The organism is Bradyrhizobium canariense (assembly GCF_018130465.1).
Lineage (GTDB): Bacteria > Pseudomonadota > Alphaproteobacteria > Rhizobiales > Xanthobacteraceae > Bradyrhizobium > Bradyrhizobium canariense_C.
In genome coordinates this window covers 481,646-502,482 of the sequence record NZ_JAFCKJ010000002.1, presented here as the reverse complement: position 1 = coordinate 502,482, position 20,837 = coordinate 481,646, and the positions used below count along the sequence as shown (strand labels likewise).

Sequence of the window (20,837 nt, the reverse complement as noted above, 5' to 3'; positions counted from 1 at the left end):
AACGCAGTTTGAATTCCGGGTGAGGGGGTACAGGTCTCACGGCGATCTCATCTGCGGAGAGAGCCCCTCACCCCAACCCTCTCCCCGTAAGAACGGGGAGAGGGAGTCGAAGCACTTCGCCTCACTTCATCGCATGCCTGCATTCCGCGGCGCGGGACACCGCGCGATTGCGTTAGCGCTTTCCAGCACGTAGCTTTCCGCACCTAACAAACAAAAAATCCAGCCGGAGAGAACGCCATGGCGCGCCTGAAGTTCGGAGCCTTCCTTGCCCCGCATCATCCGATCGGGGAGCATCCGATGCTCCAGTTCCGGCGCGATCTCGACCTGGTCGAGCAGCTCGATGCGCTCGGCTATGACGAGTTCTGGTGCGGCGAGCATCATTCCTCCGGCTGGGAGATGATCGCCTCCCCCGAGATGTTCCTGGCTGCGGCCGGCGAGCGCACCAAGCGGATCAAGCTCGGCACCGGCGTGGTGTCGCTGCCCTATCACCATCCCTACAACGTCGCGCAGCGCATGGTGCAGCTCGACCACATGACCGGCGGCCGCGCCATCTTCGGCTCCGGTCCCGGCGCGCTCGCCTCCGACGCGCATACGCTCGGCATCGATCCGATGACGCAGCGCGACCGCCAGGACGAGGCGATCGGCGTGATCCGCCGCCTCTTCAGCGGCGAGCGCGTCACCGCGAAGAGCGACTGGTTCACCATGAACGACGCCGCGCTGCAGATCCTGCCGCTGCAGGAGGAGATGCCGTTCGTCGTGGCCTCGCAGATCTCGCCCTCCGGCATGACGCTCGCCGGCAAATACGGCATCGGCATCATCTCGCTGGGTTCGATGACGACGCAGGGCCTGATGTCGCTGCAGCAGCAATGGCAGTTCGCCGAGGACGCAGCAAAGAAGCACGGCACCAAAGTCGATCGCGCGAACTGGCGCGTGCTGCTAACCTGGCACCTCGCCGAAACCCGCGAGCAGGCCCGCCGCGAGGCCGGTGCCGGTCTCATGCGCTGGCACAATGAATATAATGTCGGCACCCTGCAACGGCCCGGACTCACCGCGTTCGCCTCGCCGGACGAGGCCGTGGACAAGACCGCTTTCGTCGACGGAGCGGCCTCCGTCATCGGCACGCCCGACGATCTCGTCAAGATGATCAAGAACGTGATGCAGGTCTCCGGCGGCGTCGGCGCCGTCATCGGCTTCGTGCACGACTGGGCCAATCCCGAGAACACCCGCCGGAGCTGGGACATGGTCGCGCGCTATGTCGTGCCGGAGATCAACGGCTACATCGATAGCTTGCGCAGGTCGCAAAAATTCGTGATCGAGAACCGCGCGATCTTCGAACGCGCGGGCCAAGCCGTGATGGCCAAGATCATGGAGAACGAGAAGGCTGCCGAGGCATTGAAGGTGACCGGCGCCGGCCGCGTTGCGATTCCGGCCGTCAATGCACCGGATTTGCAGAAGGAAGCGGCGAAGCGGTGAGCCGCAAAACTATCTCCACAGGTCGTCCCGGCGAAAGCCGGGACCTATAACCACCGAAATGTGTTTGGCGAAGACACGCAATTACCAGCTCGTGACAAATTGCTCCCTGGGGTTATGGGTCCCGGCCTTCGCCGGGACGACGATGGTGCATGCTTAGGCGCAAGACGACCCGGATTGTGCTATGTTGGCCGGGTCTAGCCAACTGGAGCAGTCGTCATGTCGATGCAGAATGTGGCCGCCTCTGCGCCGGGCTTCACCGCACCCAAGCGCAACGAGCTGACACACATCCCCGGCGACGAAGGCTGGCCGATCATCGGCAAGACCTTTCAGGTGCTCGCCGACCCGAAGGGGCATATCGAGGCCAACGGCGCCAAATACGGCACGGTCTATCGCACGCATTTCTTCGGCGAGACCAATGTCGTGCTGCTCGGCCCCGAGGCCAACGAGCTCGTGCTGTTCGACCAGCAAAAGCTGTTCTCCTCCACCCATGGCTGGAACAAGGTGCTCGGCCTGTTGTTTCCGCGCGGATTGATGCTGCTGGATTTTGATGAGCACCGGCTACACCGCAAGGCGCTGTCGGTCGCGTTCAAGTCCGGACCGATGAAGTCCTATCTGAGCGATCTCGACCGCGGCATCGCCGCCCGCGTCGCGCAGTGGAAGGCAAAGCCCGGCGAGATGCAGCTTTATCCGGCGATGAAGCAGCTCACGCTCGATCTCGCCGCGGCGTCCTTTCTCGGCGCCGATATCGGGCCGGAGGTCAACGAGATCAACCGCGCCTTCGTCGACATGGTCGCCGCCGCCGTCGCCCCGATCCGCCGCCCCCTCCCCGGCACGCAGATGGCGGCCGGCGTCAGGGGGCGCAAGCGCATCGTCGCCTATTTCCGCGAGCAGATTCCGCTGCGACGCGGCAATCACGGCGGCGATGATCTGTTCTCGCAGCTCTGCCGCGCAACCCACGAGGACGGCGCGCTGCTCTCGGAACAGGACATCATCGACCACATGAGCTTTCTGATGATGGCGGCGCACGACACGCTGACCTCGTCGCTGACGTCGTTCATCGGCGAGCTCGCGGCAAATCCCGACTGGCAGGACAAGCTTCGCGCGGAAGTTATGGCGCTGGGGCTCGCCCCTGATGCGCCAAGCAGCTTCGACGATCTCGAAAAGATGCCGCTGTCGGAGATGGCGTTCAAGGAAGCACTGCGGATCAAGCCGCCGGTGCCATCGATGCCGCGCCGCGCCATGCGCGATTTCACCTTCAAGGGTTTTACGATTCCGGCCGGCACCGCGGTCGGCGTCAATCCGCTCTACACGCACCACATGAAGGACATCTGGCCGGAGCCGGATCGCTTCGATCCCTCTCGCTTCACCGAAGAGGCCCAGCGCAACCGCCACCGCTTCGCCTGGGTGCCGTTCGGCGGCGGCGCGCATATGTGCCTCGGCCTGCATTTCGCCTACATGCAGGCGAAATGCTTCGCGCGGCACTTCTTGCAGAACATCGAGGTGTCGCTAGAGCCCGGCTACAAGGCCGACTGGCAAATGTGGCCGATCCCGAAGCCACGCGACGGACTGCGGGTGCGGGTGAAGGCGGTGTGAGCCACAGCCGTCATTGCGAGCGAAGCGAAGCAATCCAGATCTTTCCGCCGAGGGATTCTGGATTGCTTCGTCGCTTCGCTCCTCGCAATGACGAAAACTAGCGAGATTTCGTAGGTTTCGTAGGGTGGGCAACGCGAAGCGTGCCCACCACGTCTCTCCGGGCTCGACCACCAATGGTGGGCACGGCGCGCGAAAAACGCGCCTTTGCCCACCCTACGGCATTTCTCCTTGCCGCTACGCCCCCTGATCGAACGCCTTGCGCAGGGCCACGTAGCCCTGCTGCTGCTGGCTCCAGTTGCGGCCGCCGGTCATCGCGCCGTCGATGACGAGGTCATGGCCGTTGATGAAGCTGGATTCGTCGCTGGCCAGGAACACCGCTGCATGGGCGATGTCGTCAGGAAGGCCGGCGCGCGGGATCGGCTGCGCGGTCTTGTAGACCTCGCGCATCACCGCCGGTGTCTTCTCCGCCGCATCGGTCGAAAGCCCGAGCGCCTTGCCGAAAATGCCGGTCGCGATGGCGCCGGGCGAGATCGAGTTGACGCGGACGTTGGACTCGCCGAGCTCCATCGCCACGCATTTGGTGAGGTGGATCACCGCCGCCTTGGCCGCACCATAGACCATCGAGGACGAGAAGCCGGCGAGACGACCGGCGATGCTGCCATTGTTGATGATGCTGCCAAAACCCTGCTTCTTCATGTGGGGCGCGGCGTGCTTCATGCCGAGCATGACACTGCGCACCAGGGTCGCCATCGCCGCGTCGAAGCGCTCGACCTCGAGGCCTTCGATGCCGCCGGTCTGCGCCGGGCCGCCGGCATTGTTGAACAGGCAGTCGATGCGGCCGAATTTTTCCACAGCGAGCGCGATCAGCGCCTGCATCTGGGCTTCGACCGTCACATCCGTCTGGCGGAAGACGCAAGTCGCCCCGAGCTGCTTCGCCAGCGCCTCGCCTTCCGGTATACGCCGGCCCGCGATCACAATTTTGGCACCTTCGGCAACGAAGACTTCCGCAGTCCGCAACCCGATCCCGCTCGTCGCGCCCGTGATCACCGCGACCTTGCCATCCAGCCTGCCCATGGAATGTCCCTGTTTTCGAACCCTTTGAAGCCAAATGGCGGACACCGATCGACGACGGCGCCGCGACACCCGGCGCCGCAGCAGGCACTATTCCTGCCTGCTTTCGACAAGGCAAGCTTTGCTTGCGCCGACGACATGCGTAACATTCCTGGCGATCGCTCGATTGTCGAACGCATATCGCGACCGGACTGCGCATGGGGAAGCTGATCGACGAATTCCGCAAGGGCTGGCAGGGCGTGGCACCGCCATCGCTCGGCCTGAGCCTTGCGTTTGCGGTCGCCTGCCTGCTGGTTGCGACGCTGGCACGCTGGGCTCTCGCCCATATGCGGCCCGACGTCTATTTCACGCCGTATTTCCCGGCCGTGTTCTTTGCGGCCGCGTTCGGCGGCTTCCGCATCGGCATCATCACGGCGCTGGTTGGCGGCGTGCTCGGCGTCGTCGTGAATTTCGGCGATGCCTTTGCCGATCACGCGCGATTCGCCCTGCTGGCGCTCTATTGGGCGGTCTGCGCGCTCACCGTCTGGGGCGTCGAGCACTATCGCTCGCTCCTTGTCGAGCAGCGCCGCATTTCCAGACGCCTGATCGAGGAAGAAGACTACCGCAAGCTGCTGGTCGACGAGCTCCAGCACCGGCTGAAGAACAAGCTATCGACGGTGCATGCCGTGCTGCATCAGGTGCTGCACGATCAGCCGCAAATCTGGGCCCGGATCGATCCGCGGCTGCGGTCGCTTGCCGCGACCGACGATTTGATCTCGCGGATCGACAAGGCCGGCTGCGACATTCGCGACCTCCTGATCTCGGAGCTCGGCCCTTACGGCCATGTCCGCTTCACGCTCAACGGCGACCGGCTGTTCCTGCCGCCGAAGCTTGCGGTCACGCTGTCCCTGATGTTTCACGAACTCGCCACCAACGCGGGCAAATATGGCGCGTTCTCCGCGCCGCGCGGATTGTTGCAGGTGTCATGGACCGTCAGCGACGACCGTCTGACCGTTATCTGGGATGAAACCGAGGGCCCGAGCGTCGACAAGGTCTCCGAGCCGGGTTTCGGCACCAAGCTGTTGAAGTCGGCGCTGTCAGCCTTCGACGGCAAGTCGGAGGTCTCCTATCTCAGGACCGGACTTCATTGCACCATGCAATGCCGTATCCCCAAAGGCGGCTAGACACAGCGCAAGCGAAACTCGATCGCGCGCCTCGTTCGCGGTTTCGCTGCGCGCGTTGACGCTCTGTTAATGACGATGGGCTGGGCGCGTCGCATCGCCGCAAAACACCACCGTATTTCTCCGGACCCCTTAACCAAACTTAAGAGGGAACCGCGCAAGATCGCGGCCATTGCAAAGGCGCGCTGAAACAACAAGATTCATGACTTCTATGAACGACAACAAATATTCCGGCGCGAGTGAAGCCGAACTCGGATTCCTCAAGGAAATCGTTAGAATGCTGCCTGCCGGGTTGACCGTGCAGGACGCCCAAGGCGAACTTCTCCTGGTCAACGATGTCGCGGCCGCCCAACTCGGCATGGACGGCAGCCGTCCCTCGCGCGATCTCGCACCGCGCCGGGAAGCCTGCCGGCAGGCCCTGAGCTCCGGTCAAGCGGTCGTCGCCGAGGAAGCGCTCCACGACGGAGCCGCACGCCAGGTGCTGCTGACCACCCATCGTCCGATCCGCGTCGACGGACGCGAGCTGCTGATCTCGGCTTCCTCCGACATCACCGAGCAGAAGAATTTCGAGGACCAGCTATTCCGCTCGGCCTATTTCGACGAGCTGACCAGCCTGCCATCGCGGCGCGTGATCGAACATCGCGCCACCAGCCTGCTCGCGCAGGGTCGCGCCGGCGAGCGCTTTGCGCTCGCCTTTCTCGACGTCGACAATTTCAAGCACATCAACGACTATTACGGCCACGCCGTGGGCGATGCCCTGCTGGTCGAGCTGTCGAAGCGGCTTGGACGCGATCTGCGCGATTCGGACATGCTGTCGCGCATCTCCGGCGACGAATTCCTGCTGCTGCTGTCGCCGATCCAGAGCCAGGAGGAAGTCGCCGAATTCATGCAATCGACGCTGGAGCGGCTGACGGCGCCGTTCTTCATCGACAATTCGGAAGTCTTCGCCTCCACCTCCGTCGGCATCAGCCTCTATCCCGATCACGGAAGCAGCTTCGAGACACTGCGTCAGAACGCCGACATCGCGATGTACCGCATCAAGAATGACGGCAAGGGATCGGCGGCCTTCTTCGACTCCGGCATGGAGCGCGAGGCGCTGGCGCGGACGAAGATCGAGCAGTCGCTGCGGCTCGCGATCCTCGAGAAACGCTTCTGCTGCGCCTTCCAGTCCAAGGTCGACATACGCACCCAGGACGTGAAGGGCATCGAGGCCCTGGTGCGGCTGCGCGACGACGAGGGCGTGATCCAGGCGCCGGGCTCGTTCATCAATCTTGCCGGCGAACTCGGGCTGATCGACGAGCTGACCCATCTCGTGCTCGCCGAGATCGTCAAATCGATCGACCTGATCAACGAGACGTTCGGCGCGGAAGCGACCATCAGCATCAACGTCGCGGCCAAGCAGGCCGGGAACCCCGAATTCATGCGCAGCTTTGCGCAGGCGCTCGACGACACCGGTTTTCCGCAGCGCTTCATGATCGAGGTGACGGAAGACGCCTTCGTCGCCAAGAATCATTTCCAGGCCGAGATCCTGCCGATGTTCCGCAAGCTCGGCGTCGGCATCTCGATCGACGATTTCGGCACCGGCTATTCCTCGCTCTCGGCGCTGGCCGACATCACCGCGGACGAGATCAAGATCGACCGCTCCTTCATCACCGACATCCATAAGCGCCCGCGCAACCAGGGAATCTTGCGCGCGATCGAATCCCTGAGCGAAGCGCTCGGCATGACCGTGATTGCCGAAGGCATCGAATCCTACGAGGAGCTCGCCTATCTCCAGGCCGCGACCAAGATCCGTTACGCGCAGGGCTATTATTTCTCCCGACCGATCTTCCTGGAGGAGCTGAAGCTCGCAACGCCCGCCTCCAGCGAGGCACGCGCCAGCGTCACAAGCCGCTCGACGCAACAGAACCGGCAGGGCTATTCGCGCGCGAACGGGTATCGGCGGTAGAGGGCGCTGCTCGATGATGCGGCGGGCGCTAGCAGTCTCCCGTCATCCTGAGGTGCGAGGCCCGCGATGCGTATGCACCGTGGGTCGAGCCTCGAAGGATGAACGGCCGAGACGCAGCCGGGCCGTCGCCCTTCGAGGGCCGCTGAAGAAGCGGCCACCTCAGGGTGACGGGGACGGGTCGCGAGTGGATCAGCCTTCAATTCCCCCTTTGAAATTACGACCCTTTTGGTAGTAAGCAGGCAGACTTGCCCCGAGGTATGTCATGTCTGCCTCTTCCTCCTCCATCAGCGACCCCGCCTATCTCCGTGCGCGCGCGATGGAGACGCTGTTCGAGCGGCTGGAAAATCTCTGCGAGGGCGCGATCGCGATCGATCGCGACGGGCGGGTCGTCTACGTCAACGAAAAATATCTCGCCTCCCTCGGCCTCAAGCGCATCAGTGAAGCGATCGGCCGGCCGATCGAGGAGGTCATTCCGAACAGCCTGATGCGGAAGGTGGCCGAGACCGGCGAGCCGATCCTGCTCGACATCATGGAGCTCGGCGGCGAGCAGCTCGTCGTCACCCGCATGCCGATCGAGGACGAGAACGGGAAGGTGATCGGCGCGATCGGCTTCGTGCTCTACGACCACCTCGAAAGCCTCAAGCCGTTGCTCGCGCGCGTGGCCCAGCTCGAGAGCGATCTGCGGCTGGCGCGGCGGCAATTGTCCAACCCCCGCGCGGCGCGCTTCACCTTCGCCGACTTCGTCGGCACGACGCCGGGAATCGCGCAGGCCAAGGAGCTTGCAGGCCGCGCCGCGCGGCAGAGCGTCACGGTGCTCCTCACCGGCGAGACCGGAACCGGCAAGGAGATGCTGGCCCAGGCAATTCACAACGCCTCGTCCCGCGCCGAAAAGCCGTTCGTCAGCGTCAATGTCGCCGCGGTCCCCGACACGCTGATCGAATCGGAATTCTTCGGCACCGCGCCGGGCGCCTATACCGGGGCCGACCGCAGGGGGCGCGAGGGCAAGTTCCGCATCGCCGACGGCGGCACGCTGTTCCTCGACGAGATCGGCGAGATGCCGCTGCAATTGCAGGCCAAGCTGCTGCGTGTGCTCCAGGAGCGCGAGATCGAGCCGCTCGGCTCGGACAAGATCTCCAAGGTCGACCTGCGCGTGGTCGCCGCCACCAATGTGGATTTGCGCAAGCGCGTCAGCGACGGCGCGTTCCGGCCCGACCTCTATTATCGCCTCAACGTGCTCTCGATCGACCTGCCGCCGCTGCGCCACTGCCTCGATGATCTCCCCGACATCTGCGCCCGCCTGCTCGAGGACATCAGCGCATCCGGGGACTACGTCAACGCCAGGATCACGCCGAGCGCACTCGCCGCGCTCGCGCGCTACGACTGGCCGGGCAACGTCCGCGAGCTCCGCAACATCCTGGAGCGCGCACTGATCCTCAGCGATTCCGGACGGCTGACCGGCGACGATTTCGCCCGCATCCTCCCCGTCGGCACCGAGGTCAGGGCCGCTGCGCCCGCACGCCCGGGCGGACCCGTCGTGCCCTATGCCGAAGCCGAGGCCGAGTTCGAGAAGCACATGCTCGAGCAGGCGCTCGCCGCCAGCAACGGCCAGATCTCCGAGGCCGCGCGGATGCTGCGGATCTCGCGTGCGACCTTCTACAAGAAGCTCGCCAAGTTCGGCCTGGCCGCGGGACCCGCCTCCGTCTGAGTTTCGAGACACGGAACTGTCCGGAGTCTCGGATTCCTGACACGGCGCATCGCGACTCTTCCCGGGCGCGAATGCGGGAATTGCCGTCTTTTCAGCCATTTTGCGCAGACCGACCGCATCTGGCGCGGACCTTGCTCTTCGCTCTGCACAATGACGCGTGCTGCACATGCGCATTCGCAACCAGGGAGGATGCAAGATGAGTGAAGCGATCACGGTCCATCAGCTTCAGGCAAAACAGCCCTCGCACGTCACGGTCGCCACCGCGAGCCTGATCGGCACGGCCATCGAGTGGTATGATTTCTTCCTCTACGGCACGGCCGCGGCACTGATCTTCAACAAGCTGTTCTTTCCGAACTTCGACCCCATGATGGGAACGCTGCTGGCGTTCGCCACCTACGCGCTCGGCTTCATCGCGCGCCCGCTCGGCGGCGTCGTGTTCGGCCATTACGGCGACAAGATCGGCCGCAAGACCATGCTCTATCTGACGCTGCTGATCATGGGCGCGGCGACCGCGGCGATCGGATTCCTGCCGACCTACGAGACCGCCGGCATCTGGGCCGCGATCCTGCTCGTCACCTGCCGACTGGTCCAGGGCTTTGGCCTTGGCGGCGAATGGGGCGGCGCGGTGCTGATGGCGGTCGAGCATGCGCCCGCGGACAAGAAAGGCTTTTACGGCAGCTGGCCGCAGCTCGGCGCGCCGCTCGGCCTCGTGCTCGGCACGCTGGTGTTCTCGGTGGTGTCCTCGATGCTGACCGACGCGCAGCTCCTGGCCTGGGGCTGGCGCATCCCGTTCCTGTTCTCGATCGCGCTGGTGCTCGTCGGCCTGTGGATTCGCTTCACCATCGCGGAATCGCCGGAGTTCCAGAAGGTCAAGGACAGCAAGCAGGACGTCAAGATGCCGATCCTCGAGGCGATCCGGATGTACCCCAAGAACATCCTGCTGGCGATGGGCGCGCGCTTTGCCGAAAACGGCTTCTTCTACATCTACGCCACCTTCGTGCTCGCTTATGCGACGCAATCGCTCGGCATGAACAAGCAGGACATGCTCAACGGCGTGCTGATCGGCGCGGCGATCGAGACCTTCACCATTCCGGCCTTCGGTGCGCTCTCCGACCGCGTCGGGCGGCGGCCGGTCTATATTTTTGGCGCGGTGTTCTCGGCACTGATGTCGTTCCCGCTGTTCATGCTGCTGGCGACCAGGAATCCGCAATATGCCTGGATCGCGATCGTGCTGGGTCTCGCCATCGGTCATGCCGCGATGTACGGCCCGCAGGCGAGCTTCCTGTCGGAGCTGTTCGGCACCAAGGTGCGCTACAGCGGCGTCTCGCTCGGCTACAACCTCGCCTCGATCTTCGCCGGCGCGCTGTCACCACTGATCGCTACGGGCCTGATGACGGCCTACGCGCCGGCAACCTGGCCGATCTCGCTCTACATGATCGCCCTGGCGATCATCACCATCGTGTCGGTCTACTTCGCCACCGAAACACGCAAGATAATTCAGGACTGAACGTCTCGAGGATACCTACTGTCGCGAGGAGCAGCTGTTCCAGGGACGCTCCTCGCGATAGGATCAACGCACAGCAACAACGGCATGCGGTCGAAATGATCGGGAGGAACGCCGTGAGTCATCACCCCGCGCTGCCTTACCTGCGCAATTCGGAGAAAGGCAAGGTCGTCACGGCCGCCGAAGCGGTCATGCTGATCCGCGACGGCGACACGGTGGCGACCGGCGGCTTTGTCGGCATCGGTTTTGCCGAGGAGATCGCGATCGCGCTGGAGGAGCTCTATCTCGCCAACGAGGGCGATGCGCCCTACACGCAGGGCAAGCCGCGCAATCTGACGCTGGTCTACGCGGCGGGCCAGGGCGACGGCAAGCATAAGGGCCTCAATCATCTCGCCCATGAGGGCCTGGTCCGCAGGGTGATCGGCGGGCATTGGGGCCTTGCGCCGAAGCTTCAACAGCTTGCGATTGCCAACCAGATCGAAGCCTATAATCTGCCGCAGGGCGTCATCACGCATCTGTTCCGCGACATCGCCGCGCATCGTCCGGCACATATCACCCGCGTCGGCATCGGCACCTTCGTCGATCCCAGGCAAGGCGGCGGCAAGCTGAACGCGCGCACCACCGAAGAGCTGGTGGAGCTGATCACGCTTCGAGGCGAGGAGTGCCTGCTCTACAAGACGTTTCCGATCGATGTCGGGATCATCCGCGCCAGCACCGGCGATCCCGACGGCAATCTCACCATGGAGAAGGAGGCACTGACGCTGGAGGCGCTCGCCATCGCCATGGCCGCGCATAATTCCGGCGGCATCGTCATCGCCCAGGTCGAACGCGTCGCCGAGGGCGGCAGCCTCAATCCGCGCCAGGTCAAGATTCCCGGCATTCTCGTCGACTGCGTCGTCGTGGCGAAGCCGGAGAACCATTGGCAGACCTTTGGCACGCAGTACAATCCTGCCTTCTCGAGCGAGATCCGCGTCCGCGCCGCCTCACTGCCGGTGATGCCGGTCAGCGAGCGCAAGATCATCGCCCGGCGCGCCGCCCTCGAGCTCAAGGCCAACAGCGTCGTCAATCTCGGCATCGGCATGCCCGAGGGCATCGCCTCGGTCGCCAACGAGGAGCGGATCATCGACCTCATCACGCTGACGGCGGAGCCGGGCGTGATCGGCGGCATCCCCGCGAGCGGCATCGATTTCGGCGCGGCGATCAATACGCAGGCGGTGATCGACCAGCCGTACCAGTTCGACTTCTACGACGGTGGCGGTCTCGACGCCGCCTTCCTCGGTCTCGCCCAGGTCGACCGTGCCGGCAACCTCAATGTCAGCAAGTTCGGACCGAAGCTCGCCGGTGCCGGCGGCTTCATCAACATCAGCCAGAACGCCAAGGAGGTCGTGTTCGTCGGCACGTTCGGCGCGGGCAAGCAGCGCATTGCGGTGAACGACGGGAAACTCGTCATCCTCGACGAGGCGACATCACGCAAATTCGTCGACAAGGTCGAGCACGTCACCTTCAGCGGCTCGTTTGCCGCCGCGCGGCGGCAACGCACGCTGTATGTCACCGAGCGCTGCGTGTTCGAGCTGCGGCCAGACGGACTCGAGCTCACGGAAGTCGCGCCCGGCATCGACATCGAGCGCGATATCCTGCGCCTGATGGATTTCAAGCCGATGATCCCGCGCGATCCCGCAGCGATGGACGCCCGCATCTTCCGCGACGGCCTCATGGACCTGCGCGAGCGCCTGCTCACCATTCCGCTCGACCAGCGTTTCACGCTGGACGAGCAGCAGAACCTGTTCTTCGTCAATCTGGAACGCTACCCGCTGCGCAGCAAGGCCGAGATCGACACGATCGCGGCCATTGTCGAAGCCAGGCTCGCTCCGCTCGGCCGCCGGGTCTACGCCATCGTCAATTATGACAATTTTTCCATCGTGCCGGAACTGATGGACGAATATTCCGCCATGGTCCGCGATCTCGTCGACCGCTTCTATTCAGGCGTGTCGCGCTACACCACGTCGGGCTTCCTGCGCATCAAGCTTGGCCAGGCCCTGGAGAAGCGCGGCGTTGCGCCGCATATCTTCGAGAGCGCGGACGAGGCCCAGGCGGACCGGCGTCAGGTCGAGGGAGCCGGCGCGGCGCGCGCCACGCGGCGGGCCCAAAAATGATGCATGCTCGAAAGCGGACACGCTCCGCCGGAAGGTTCAATTGCAATGTTCGCAAGCTTGTGCAAATCGCTGTTACCAAGAGTCGCTGTTGCCAAGAGAAGTTAAATCAGGAGGGACCATCGTGCGTCGATCACTCATCATAACAACAACCATCCTCGCCCTCGCCGCGGGCACCTCCGCACAGGCCGACGATCTCAAGGTCGCGCTGATCTACGGCAAGACCGGCCCGCTCGAGGCCTACGCCAAGCAGACCGAGACCGGCCTGCAAATGGGTTTTGAATACGCCACCAAGGGCACCATGACGCTCGACGGGCGCAAGATCGTCGTCATCACCAAGGACGACCAGGGCAAGCCGGATCTCTCCAAGGCCGCGCTCGCGGAAGCCTATCAGGACGACAAGGCCGACATCGCGATCGGCACGACCTCGTCGGCCGCGGCACTCGCGATCCTGCCCGTCGCCGAGGAGAACAAGAAAATCCTGATCGTCGAACCCGCGGTCGCGGATCAGATTACCGGCGAGAAGTGGAATCGCTACATCTTCCGCACCGCGCGCAACTCGTCGCAGGACGCGATCTCGAACGCGGTCGCGATCGGCAAGCAGGGCGTCACCGTCGCGACGCTGGCGCAGGACTACGCCTTCGGCCGCGACGGCGTCGCCGCCTTCAAGGAGGCGCTCGCCAAGACCGGCGCGACGCTCGCCGCCGAAGAATATGCCCCGACCTCCACCACCGACTTCACCGCGGTCGGCCAGCGCCTGTTCGACGCACTGAAGGACAAGCCGGGCCGCAAGGTGATCTGGGTGATCTGGGCCGGCGCCGGCAATCCGCTGGCAAAGCTCCAGGACATGGATCCCAAGCGCTACGGCATCGAACTGTCCACCGGCGGCAACATCCTGCCGGCGCTGGCGGCCTACAAGGGCCTGCCCGGCATGGAAGGCGCGACCTATTATTTCTACGAGATCCCGAAGAACCCGGTGAATGACTGGTTCGTCGCCGAGCACCAGAAGCGCTTCAACGCGCCGCCGGACTTCTTCACCGCGGGCGGCTTTGCGGCCGCGATGTCCGTCGTCGCCGCCGTCACCAAGGCGAAGTCGACTGACACCGAGAAGCTGATCACTGCCATGGAAGGCCTGGAGTTCGACACGCCGAAGGGCAAGATGATGTTCCGCAAGGAAGACCATCAGGCGCTCCAGAGCATGTATCACTTCAAGGTCAAGGTCGATCCGAATGTCGCCTGGGCCGTGCTCGAGCCGGTGCGCGAGCTGAAGATCGAGGACATGGACGTTCCCGTCCGCAACAAGCGCTGAGTTGTCTCGTCTCACCTCCCCCGCAAACGGGGGAGGTGAGACGTAGCGCGACTGCGGATTTTTTCCTCATTTCATCATTTGCCAGACTCCGAATGACGCTGACCCTCGAGACCCGTGACCTCACCATCCGCTTCGGCGGCCATGTCGCGGTCAACAACGTCACCTGCAGCTTCCGCCCCGGCGAGCTCACCGCGATCGTCGGCCCGAACGGCGCCGGCAAGACCACTTATTTCAACCTGATCTCCGGCCAGCTCCGCGCATCGAGCGGCAGCATCCTGTTCGACGGCACCGACATCACCCAGCACTCGGCGCCGATGCGGACGCGCGCAGGCCTGGGGCGCGCCTTCCAGCTCACCAATCTCTTTCCGAACCTCTCGGTGGAAGAAAACGTCCGCCTCGCCGTGCAGGCCGCCGACGGCACCCATTACGACATGCTGCGGCCCTGGATGATCCGCCGTGACCTGATCGCCCGCGCCGATGCGATTCTGGATCAGGTCGCGCTCGGCGGCCGCCGCGGCGTGGCCGCGACCGCACTGTCGCATGGCGACCAGCGCAAGCTCGAGGTCGCGCTGATGATCGCGCTCGAGCCGAAGGTCTTCATGTTCGACGAGCCGACCGCAGGCATGAGCATCGACGAGGTGCCGGTCGTGCTGAACCTGATCGCGCAGCTCAAGCAGGACAAGAGCAAGATCATTCTCCTCGTCGAGCACAAGATGGACGTCGTCCGCTCGCTCGCCGACCGCATCATCGTGCTGCATAACGGGCAGCTTGTTGCGGACGGTCCGCCGGCCGAGGTGATTGCGTCACCGATCGTGCAGGAAGCCTATCTCGGCGTCGCGCCCAAGAAAGTTGCAGGGAGCGCAGCATGACCGATCTGCTAAAGCTCTCCGGTGTCCACACCCATATCGGCCGCTATCACATCCTCCAGGGCATCGATCTCGCTGTCGCGCAGGGGCAGACCACCATGCTGCTCGGCCGCAACGGCGCCGGCAAGACCACGACATTGCGCACCATCATGGGCCTCTGGCAGGCCTCCTCCGGCGAGATCAGCCTCGCCGGCGAGCGCATCGAGAGTCGTGCGACGCCTGACATCGCGCGGCTCGGCGTCGGCTACGTGCCGGAGAGCATGGCGGTGTTCTCCGACCTCACGGTGAAGGAGAATCTGGTGCTGGCGGCGCGCGACGGACCGCTCGACGACGCCCAGCTCGACTGGATCTTTGGCTTCTTCCCCGCGCTGCGCCGGTTCTGGCTGTCGCGCGCGGGAAGTCTCTCGGGCGGGCAGAAGCAGATGTTGTCGATTGCCCGCGCCATCATCGAACCGCGCAAGCTCTTGCTGATCGACGAACCGACCAAGGGGCTGGCGCCGGCGATCGTGATGGCGCTGATCGAGTGCCTGAAGGAGATCAAGCGCAAGGGCGCCACCATCCTTCTCGTCGAGCAGAATTTCTTCGCCGCCCGCGAGCTCGGCGACAACGTGCTCGTGATGGACAACGGCACCATCGTGCATCGCGGCGAGATGGCGGCGCTCGCCGCCGACGTGCCGCTGCAGGAGCGGCTGCTCGGCCTGAGCCTGGAGGCGCATCAGTGACTGAACTCGCCGCAGCCGATCCGCTGCCGAAGCCGAAGCGTGACATCGCGCCGATCCTGCTGCCGATCGCGGTCGCCCTCGTGATGATCCCGCTGATCGGCTCCCCCAGCACCTGGCTGACGCTGACGGCCGCGAGCCTCGCGATGGGCATGATGATCTTCATCATGGCCTCCGGACTCACACTCGTGTTCGGCCTGATGGACGTGCTCAATTTCGGCCATGGCGCCTTCATCGCGGTCGGGGCCTATGTCGCGACCCTGGTGCTGGCGCCGTTCGCGGCCTCCCTTCAGGCGGATTCGCTGTGGACGAACCTCGCGGTGCTGGCGCCGGCGGCATTGCTGTCGATGGCGGTCTCCGGCGCGCTCGGCCTGATCGTCGAGCGGGTGCTGATCCTGCCCGTCTACGGCCAGCATCTGAAGCAGATCCTGATGACAACGGGCGGCCTGATCGTCGCCGAGCAGACGCTCTACGCGGTGTGGGGGCCACAGATCATCCCGACGCCGCTGCCGACGTCGCTGCGCGGCTCCTTCATCCTCGGCGACGTCGCGATCGCGAAATATCGCGTGCTGGCGACGCTGATCGGCCTCGCCGTCTTCATTGCGATCCAGCTCGTGCTCAACCGAACCAAGCTCGGGCTTCTGATCCGCGCCGGCGTCGAGAACCGCGAGATGGTCGAGGCGCTCGGCTATCGCATCCGCCGTCTGTTCCTCGGTGTGTTCATGACGGGATCGGCGCTGGCCGGGCTCGGCGGCGTGATGTGGGCGCTGTATCGCGAGCAGGTCCACGCCTCCATGAGCGACGACCTCACCGTCCTGATCTTCATCGTCGTCATCATCGGCGGCCTCGGCTCGATCGGCGGTTGCTTCATCGGCGCGATCCTGGTGGCGATGATTGCCAATTATGGCGGCTTCCTGGTGCCGAAGCTCGCCCTCGTCTCCAACATCCTGCTGATGGTCGCCATTCTGATGTGGCGGCCGCGCGGCCTCTATGCGGTGACCAGCCGATGATGATCCTGTCAGGCGATCCGCCGCGCAGCCGCGTGCTCACGCTCGTTCTCGTCCTCGTCATCCTGGCGCTGGTGGCGACGCCGTTCCTGTTCCCCGGGGCGAAGGCGCTGAACGTCGCGGCCAAGATCTGCGTCTTCGCCGCGCTGGTCGCCTCCTACGACCTGCTGCTCGGCTATACCGGTTCGGTGTCGTTCGCACACACCATGTTCTACGGGATCGGCAGCTACGCGATCGCGATCGCGCTGTACGGGATGGGCCCGAATTGGGGCGCGGTTGCAACCGGCATCGTGGTCGGCCTGCCGCTTGCCGCGCTGCTTGCGCTTGCGATCGGACTGTTCTCGCTGCGGGTCGCCGCGATCTTCTTTGCCATGATCACGCTCGCGGTCGCATCCGCCTTCCAGGTGCTGGCCTCGCAGCTGTCCTGGCTGACCGGCGGCGAGGACGGCCGCAGCTTTCAGCTGCCCGAGTTGCTCAGGCCCGGCACGGTGCTGATCTCCAAGAACCTCATGGGATTCGAGGTCAACGGCCGCATCCTGACCTACTATCTTGTGTTCGCCGTCTCGGCCCTGATGATCCTCGCCTTGCTGCGGGTGGTGAACTCGCCGTTCGGACGCGTGCTACAGGCCATCCGCGAAAACCGCTTCCGCGCCGAGGCGCTCGGCTTCCGCACCGTCTTCCACCTGACCTACGCCAACTGCATCGCCGCACTGGTGGCCGCCGGTGCCGGCATTCTCAATGCGCTGTGGCTGCGCTATGCCGGTCCCGATACCTCGCTCAGCTTCTCGATCATGCTGGACATTCTCCTGATGGTCGTGATCGGCGGCATGGGCACGATCTACGGCGCGATCATCGGCGCCACCATCTTCATCCTCGCCCAGAACTATCTGCAGTCGCTGATGGGCGTCGCCTCCAAGGCGGCGTCGGAAGCCGGTCTACCGCTGCTGCCGGGGCTGTTGCATCCCGACCGCTGGCTGCTGTGGCTCGGGCTGCTCTTCATCGCCAGCGTCTACTTTTTTCCGACCGGCGTGGTCGGACGGCTGCGCAATGCCGGCGGCGACAAGAGCACGGGCAACTCGCATTAACGCGCGATTCATGATGCAGCGCAGCGGCTCGCTGGACACGACTGTGATCGCGCAACGAGATTAATGCTTAGGTAACTGGCTTTGCTAAGGTTTGCGCCATTTGTGCGGTGTATTCCTGTCTCTTCAGGGAGGGGGAATGCGCCAGGTCTTTGCAGGCATTGCAGCCGGAATGTTCCTAGCCGCGAAGCACGGCTGGGAGCGAGCCATTCGGCGTGGACCGGTGCTGTGGCTGACCCTGTGCGGCGTGCTGCTGGTCGCGGGGATCTTCGCCGTGACCGCCATGGCCATTGGCGAATTTCGCGAACGTACCCTGGGCAACCGCGAGCGCGAGCTGGAAAACACGGTGCAGCTGATCGCGCGGCACTTCGATCAGCAATTTGAGGATTCCGACGTCGTCGCCGCCGACGTGATCGGGCAGATGAACCTGCCGGAGATCAGTTCGGCCGCGACGTTCCGCGAGCGCATGTCCGGACCTGCGACAAACGAGATGCTGCGCAGCAAGATCAGCTCCGTGTCTTACCTCGGCGACATCGCGATCTACGATGCCGACGGCGACCTGATCAACTGGTCGCGGGCCCAGCCGCTGCCCAAGATCAACGTCTCGTCGCGCGCCTACTTTCAGACGTTCAAATCGAATCCGATGGCCGAACCGGTGGTGCTGGAGTCAGTCCGCAGCTTCATCATCGGGAAATGGACCACGATTGTCGCGCGTCGGCTGAACGGCACGGACGGCAGCTTCTTCGGCGCGATGGTCCGCCGGATCGATCCCGACAGCTACCAGAACTATTTCGCATCCGTTGCGCTTGCGGAGGGCACGGCGATCTCGCTGTTCGACCGCGAAGGCAAGATGCTGGCGCGCTACCCGCATGTCGAAGAGCTGATCGGCAAGAGCTTCAAGGACGCGCCGCTGATGCGCAAGATGCTGGCCGAAGGTGGCCGGCACACCCTGCGCGTCAAGGGTCCGATCGACGGCGAGGACCGCCTCGGCTCCGCGGCCTCGCTTTCGCATTTCCCGCTGGTCATCGTCGCGACCAGCACCACGAGCGCCGCGCTGGCCGACTGGCGGCAGCAGACCGGTTTCATGGTCACCACCGCCGCGCTTTCGGCCAGCGTGATTGCGCTGATCCTGTTCCTGATCGTTCGCCAGATCAACCGGCAGAATCGCGAGGCGCAGCAACGGCTGGAAGCTGAGCGGGGACGGCTCGACACTGCCCTGAACAACATGTCGCAGGGGCTGATCCTGTACGACGCCGCCGGCTGCATCGTCACCTGCAACCGCCGCTACGCTGACATGTTCGACCTCTCGCACGACGTCATCAAGCCCGGCTGCCACATCAGTGAGGCGATGCACCACCGCAAGGAGCGTGGCGCATTCGGTGGCGACGTCGATGCGTTTTGCGCCGACGTCATGAAGGTCGTCGCTGAAGGCACCGTCTCCACCAGGGTCCACGAGCTGCCTAACGGCCGCGCCTTCCAGGTCATCAACACTCCTCTCGCGCAGGGCGGATGGGTCGCCACGATCGAGGAGATCACCGAACGCCGCAATCTGGAGCAGGAACGCGACCGCAACTACATGTTCCTGCGCGAGATCATCGATCACATCCCGTCGCAGATCACGGTGAAGGATGCTCAAACGCGGCAATACCTGTTGGTGAACCGGACCGCCGAGGAGCAATTCGGCCAATCGAGTGAAGTCATCGTTGGGAAGACTCCCTTCGACATGTACCCGGATGCCTCCGCCAGGGTCGTTACCGACGACGACAGCAAGGCGCTGCTTGCGACCAACGGATTGTTCAAGGACGAACATCCCTGGCAGAGCCAGGCCAAGGGGCTGCGCTACATCACCTCGACGCGAATCGGAATCCGCGACAAATCCGGCGAGCCGCGCTACCTCATCAATGTCGTCGAGGATGTCACCGAACGACGGCGCGCCGACGAGAAGATCGCGCATATGGCGCATTACGATGCGCTCACCGACCTGCCGAACCGGGCATTGTTCCGCGAGCAGATCGAGCGTGAACTCGAGAAGGTCGGCGGCGGCAGTCAGTTCGCGCTGCTCTATATCGACGTCGACGAGTTCAAAGGCATCAACGATTCGCTCGGTCATCACGTCGGCGACGAGCTGTTGAAGGCGATCGCGACCCGCATCCGCGGCTGCCTCGGACAGGGCGACCTGATTGCGCGGCTCGGCGGCGACGAATTCGCGGTGATCCAGACCGGAATCAATTCGTCTGCCGACGTGGTGTCATTCGTGACACGGATCTTCGAGGCGATCCGCCGGCCCTATCACTGCTTCGGTCATCAGCTCTCCACCGATGCCAGCATCGGCATCGCGCTGGCGCCGCAGGACGGCACCGACCTCGACCAGCTCATCAAGAATGCCGACCTCGCGATGTACGGCGCCAAGGCCGAAGGACGCCGCACCCACCGCTTCTTCGAGCCGGAGATGGATGCGAGCGCCAAGGCGCGCCTCACCCTGGAGCAGGATCTGCGCCAGGCGCTGGTGAACGGCGGTTTCGAGATTCACTATCAACCGCTGGTCGACCTGCGCAGCAACGAAGTCTCGGGCTGCGAGGCGCTGCTGCGCTGGCGGCATCCCGAGCGCGGCATGGTGTCGCCAGCGGAGTTCATTCCGATTGCCGAGGACACCGGCCTGATCAACGAGCTCGGCGACTGGGTGCTGCGCATGGCCTGCAACGAGGCCGCGACCTGGCCGGCACATGTGCGTGTCGCCGTCAACGTCTCGCCGGTGCAGCTCAAATGCGACACGCTGGCGCTGCGGATCGCCGGCGCGCTTGCCGCTTCCGGACTTGCCCCGTCCCGGCTCGAGCTCGAGATCACCGAGGCCGTGCTGATCCGCGACGACGAGGCGGCGCTCTCGATCCTGCACCAGCTCCGCGCGATCGGCGTGCGCATCGCGCTCGATGATTTCGGCACCGGCTACTCCTCGCTCAGCTATCTGAAGCGCTTCCCGTTCGACAAGATCAAGATCGACCGCTGCTTCGTCGCCGATATCGCGGAGACGAGCGGCGCGCCCGTGATCGTGCAGGCGGTGGTGAACATCGCCGCCGCCAGCAACATGACCACGGTCGCGGAGGGCGTCGAGACCGAGGCGCAGCGCGAGATGCTGCGCGCGCTCGGCTGCACGGAGATGCAGGGTTATCTTTTCAGCAAACCGAAGCCGGCCTGCGAAGTGCGAAAGCTGTTCGGTCCGAGCCATGCCTTGCCGGTGGCGGCGGTGGCCTGA

The 20,837-nt window shown here is 64.3% G+C and carries 14 protein-coding genes; 13 read left to right on the top strand and 1 reads right to left on the bottom strand.

What is annotated here, in order from left to right; translation table 11 throughout:
* Window positions 1–237: 237 nt before the first annotated feature.
* Window positions 238–1,473 (top strand): LLM class flavin-dependent oxidoreductase, encoded by a 1,236-nt coding sequence (locus JQ591_RS06640; RefSeq protein WP_211395217.1) that lies wholly within the window; start codon window positions 238–240, stop codon window positions 1,471–1,473.
* A 216-nt stretch (window positions 1,474–1,689) separates the two neighbouring features.
* The gene (locus tag JQ591_RS06635; protein WP_211395216.1) at window positions 1,690–3,066 is read left to right on the top strand and encodes a cytochrome P450; all 1,377 of its coding nucleotides are present in this window, start codon (window positions 1,690–1,692) and stop codon (window positions 3,064–3,066) included.
* Window positions 3,067–3,300: 234 nt separating this feature from the next.
* Here JQ591_RS06635 and JQ591_RS06630 read toward each other — a convergent pair whose 3' ends face one another.
* The gene (locus JQ591_RS06630) at window positions 3,301–4,140 is read right to left on the bottom strand and encodes an SDR family NAD(P)-dependent oxidoreductase (protein WP_211395215.1); all 840 of its coding nucleotides are present in this window, start codon (window positions 4,138–4,140) and stop codon (window positions 3,301–3,303) included.
* 194 nt (window positions 4,141–4,334) lie between these two features.
* Between JQ591_RS06630 and JQ591_RS06625 the strand changes: the two genes are divergently transcribed.
* From JQ591_RS06625 to JQ591_RS06575, 11 genes are all read left to right on the top strand, one after another.
* A complete protein-coding gene (locus JQ591_RS06625) occupies window positions 4,335–5,300 on the top strand; it encodes a sensor histidine kinase (RefSeq protein ID WP_211395214.1) in 966 nt (321 codons plus the stop codon).
* A gap of 208 nt (window positions 5,301–5,508) precedes the next feature.
* Window positions 5,509–7,245, top strand: a complete 1,737-nt coding sequence (locus JQ591_RS06620; protein ID WP_211395213.1) for a putative bifunctional diguanylate cyclase/phosphodiesterase — start codon at window positions 5,509–5,511, stop codon at window positions 7,243–7,245.
* A gap of 262 nt (window positions 7,246–7,507) precedes the next feature.
* Window positions 7,508–8,950 (top strand): sigma-54 interaction domain-containing protein, encoded by a 1,443-nt coding sequence (locus JQ591_RS06615; RefSeq protein ID WP_211395212.1) that lies wholly within the window; start codon window positions 7,508–7,510, stop codon window positions 8,948–8,950.
* 196 nt (window positions 8,951–9,146) lie between these two features.
* Complete coding sequence (locus tag JQ591_RS06610) at window positions 9,147–10,457, top strand: MFS transporter (RefSeq protein ID WP_249136536.1); 1,311 nt, start codon at window positions 9,147–9,149, stop codon at window positions 10,455–10,457.
* A 113-nt stretch (window positions 10,458–10,570) separates the two neighbouring features.
* On the top strand, window positions 10,571–12,607 hold the full coding sequence (locus JQ591_RS06605) for an acyl CoA:acetate/3-ketoacid CoA transferase (protein WP_349630367.1): 2,037 nt from the start codon (window positions 10,571–10,573) through the stop codon (window positions 12,605–12,607).
* Window positions 12,608–12,728: 121 nt separating this feature from the next.
* Window positions 12,729–13,913, top strand: a complete 1,185-nt coding sequence (locus JQ591_RS06600) for a substrate-binding domain-containing protein (RefSeq protein ID WP_211395209.1) — start codon at window positions 12,729–12,731, stop codon at window positions 13,911–13,913.
* A gap of 92 nt (window positions 13,914–14,005) precedes the next feature.
* A complete protein-coding gene (locus JQ591_RS06595; RefSeq protein WP_211395208.1) occupies window positions 14,006–14,782 on the top strand; it encodes an ABC transporter ATP-binding protein in 777 nt (258 codons plus the stop codon).
* Window positions 14,779–15,501: an ABC transporter ATP-binding protein gene (locus JQ591_RS06590; protein WP_211395207.1), complete on the top strand. Its 723-nt coding sequence runs from the start codon at window positions 14,779–14,781 to the stop codon at window positions 15,499–15,501. Before JQ591_RS06595 ends, JQ591_RS06590 begins: the two co-directional genes overlap by 4 nt.
* Entirely contained in the window at window positions 15,498–16,508 is a 1,011-nt protein-coding gene (locus JQ591_RS06585; protein WP_211395206.1) for a branched-chain amino acid ABC transporter permease, read from the top strand. The genes JQ591_RS06590 and JQ591_RS06585 overlap by 4 nt, the downstream gene beginning before the upstream one ends.
* Window positions 16,505–17,590, top strand: coding sequence for a branched-chain amino acid ABC transporter permease (locus JQ591_RS06580; RefSeq protein ID WP_211395205.1), 1,086 nt, complete (start codon window positions 16,505–16,507; stop codon window positions 17,588–17,590). The genes JQ591_RS06585 and JQ591_RS06580 overlap by 4 nt, the downstream gene beginning before the upstream one ends.
* Before the next feature lie 136 nt (window positions 17,591–17,726).
* A complete protein-coding gene (locus JQ591_RS06575) occupies window positions 17,727–20,837 on the top strand; it encodes a bifunctional diguanylate cyclase/phosphodiesterase (RefSeq protein WP_211395204.1) in 3,111 nt (1,036 codons plus the stop codon).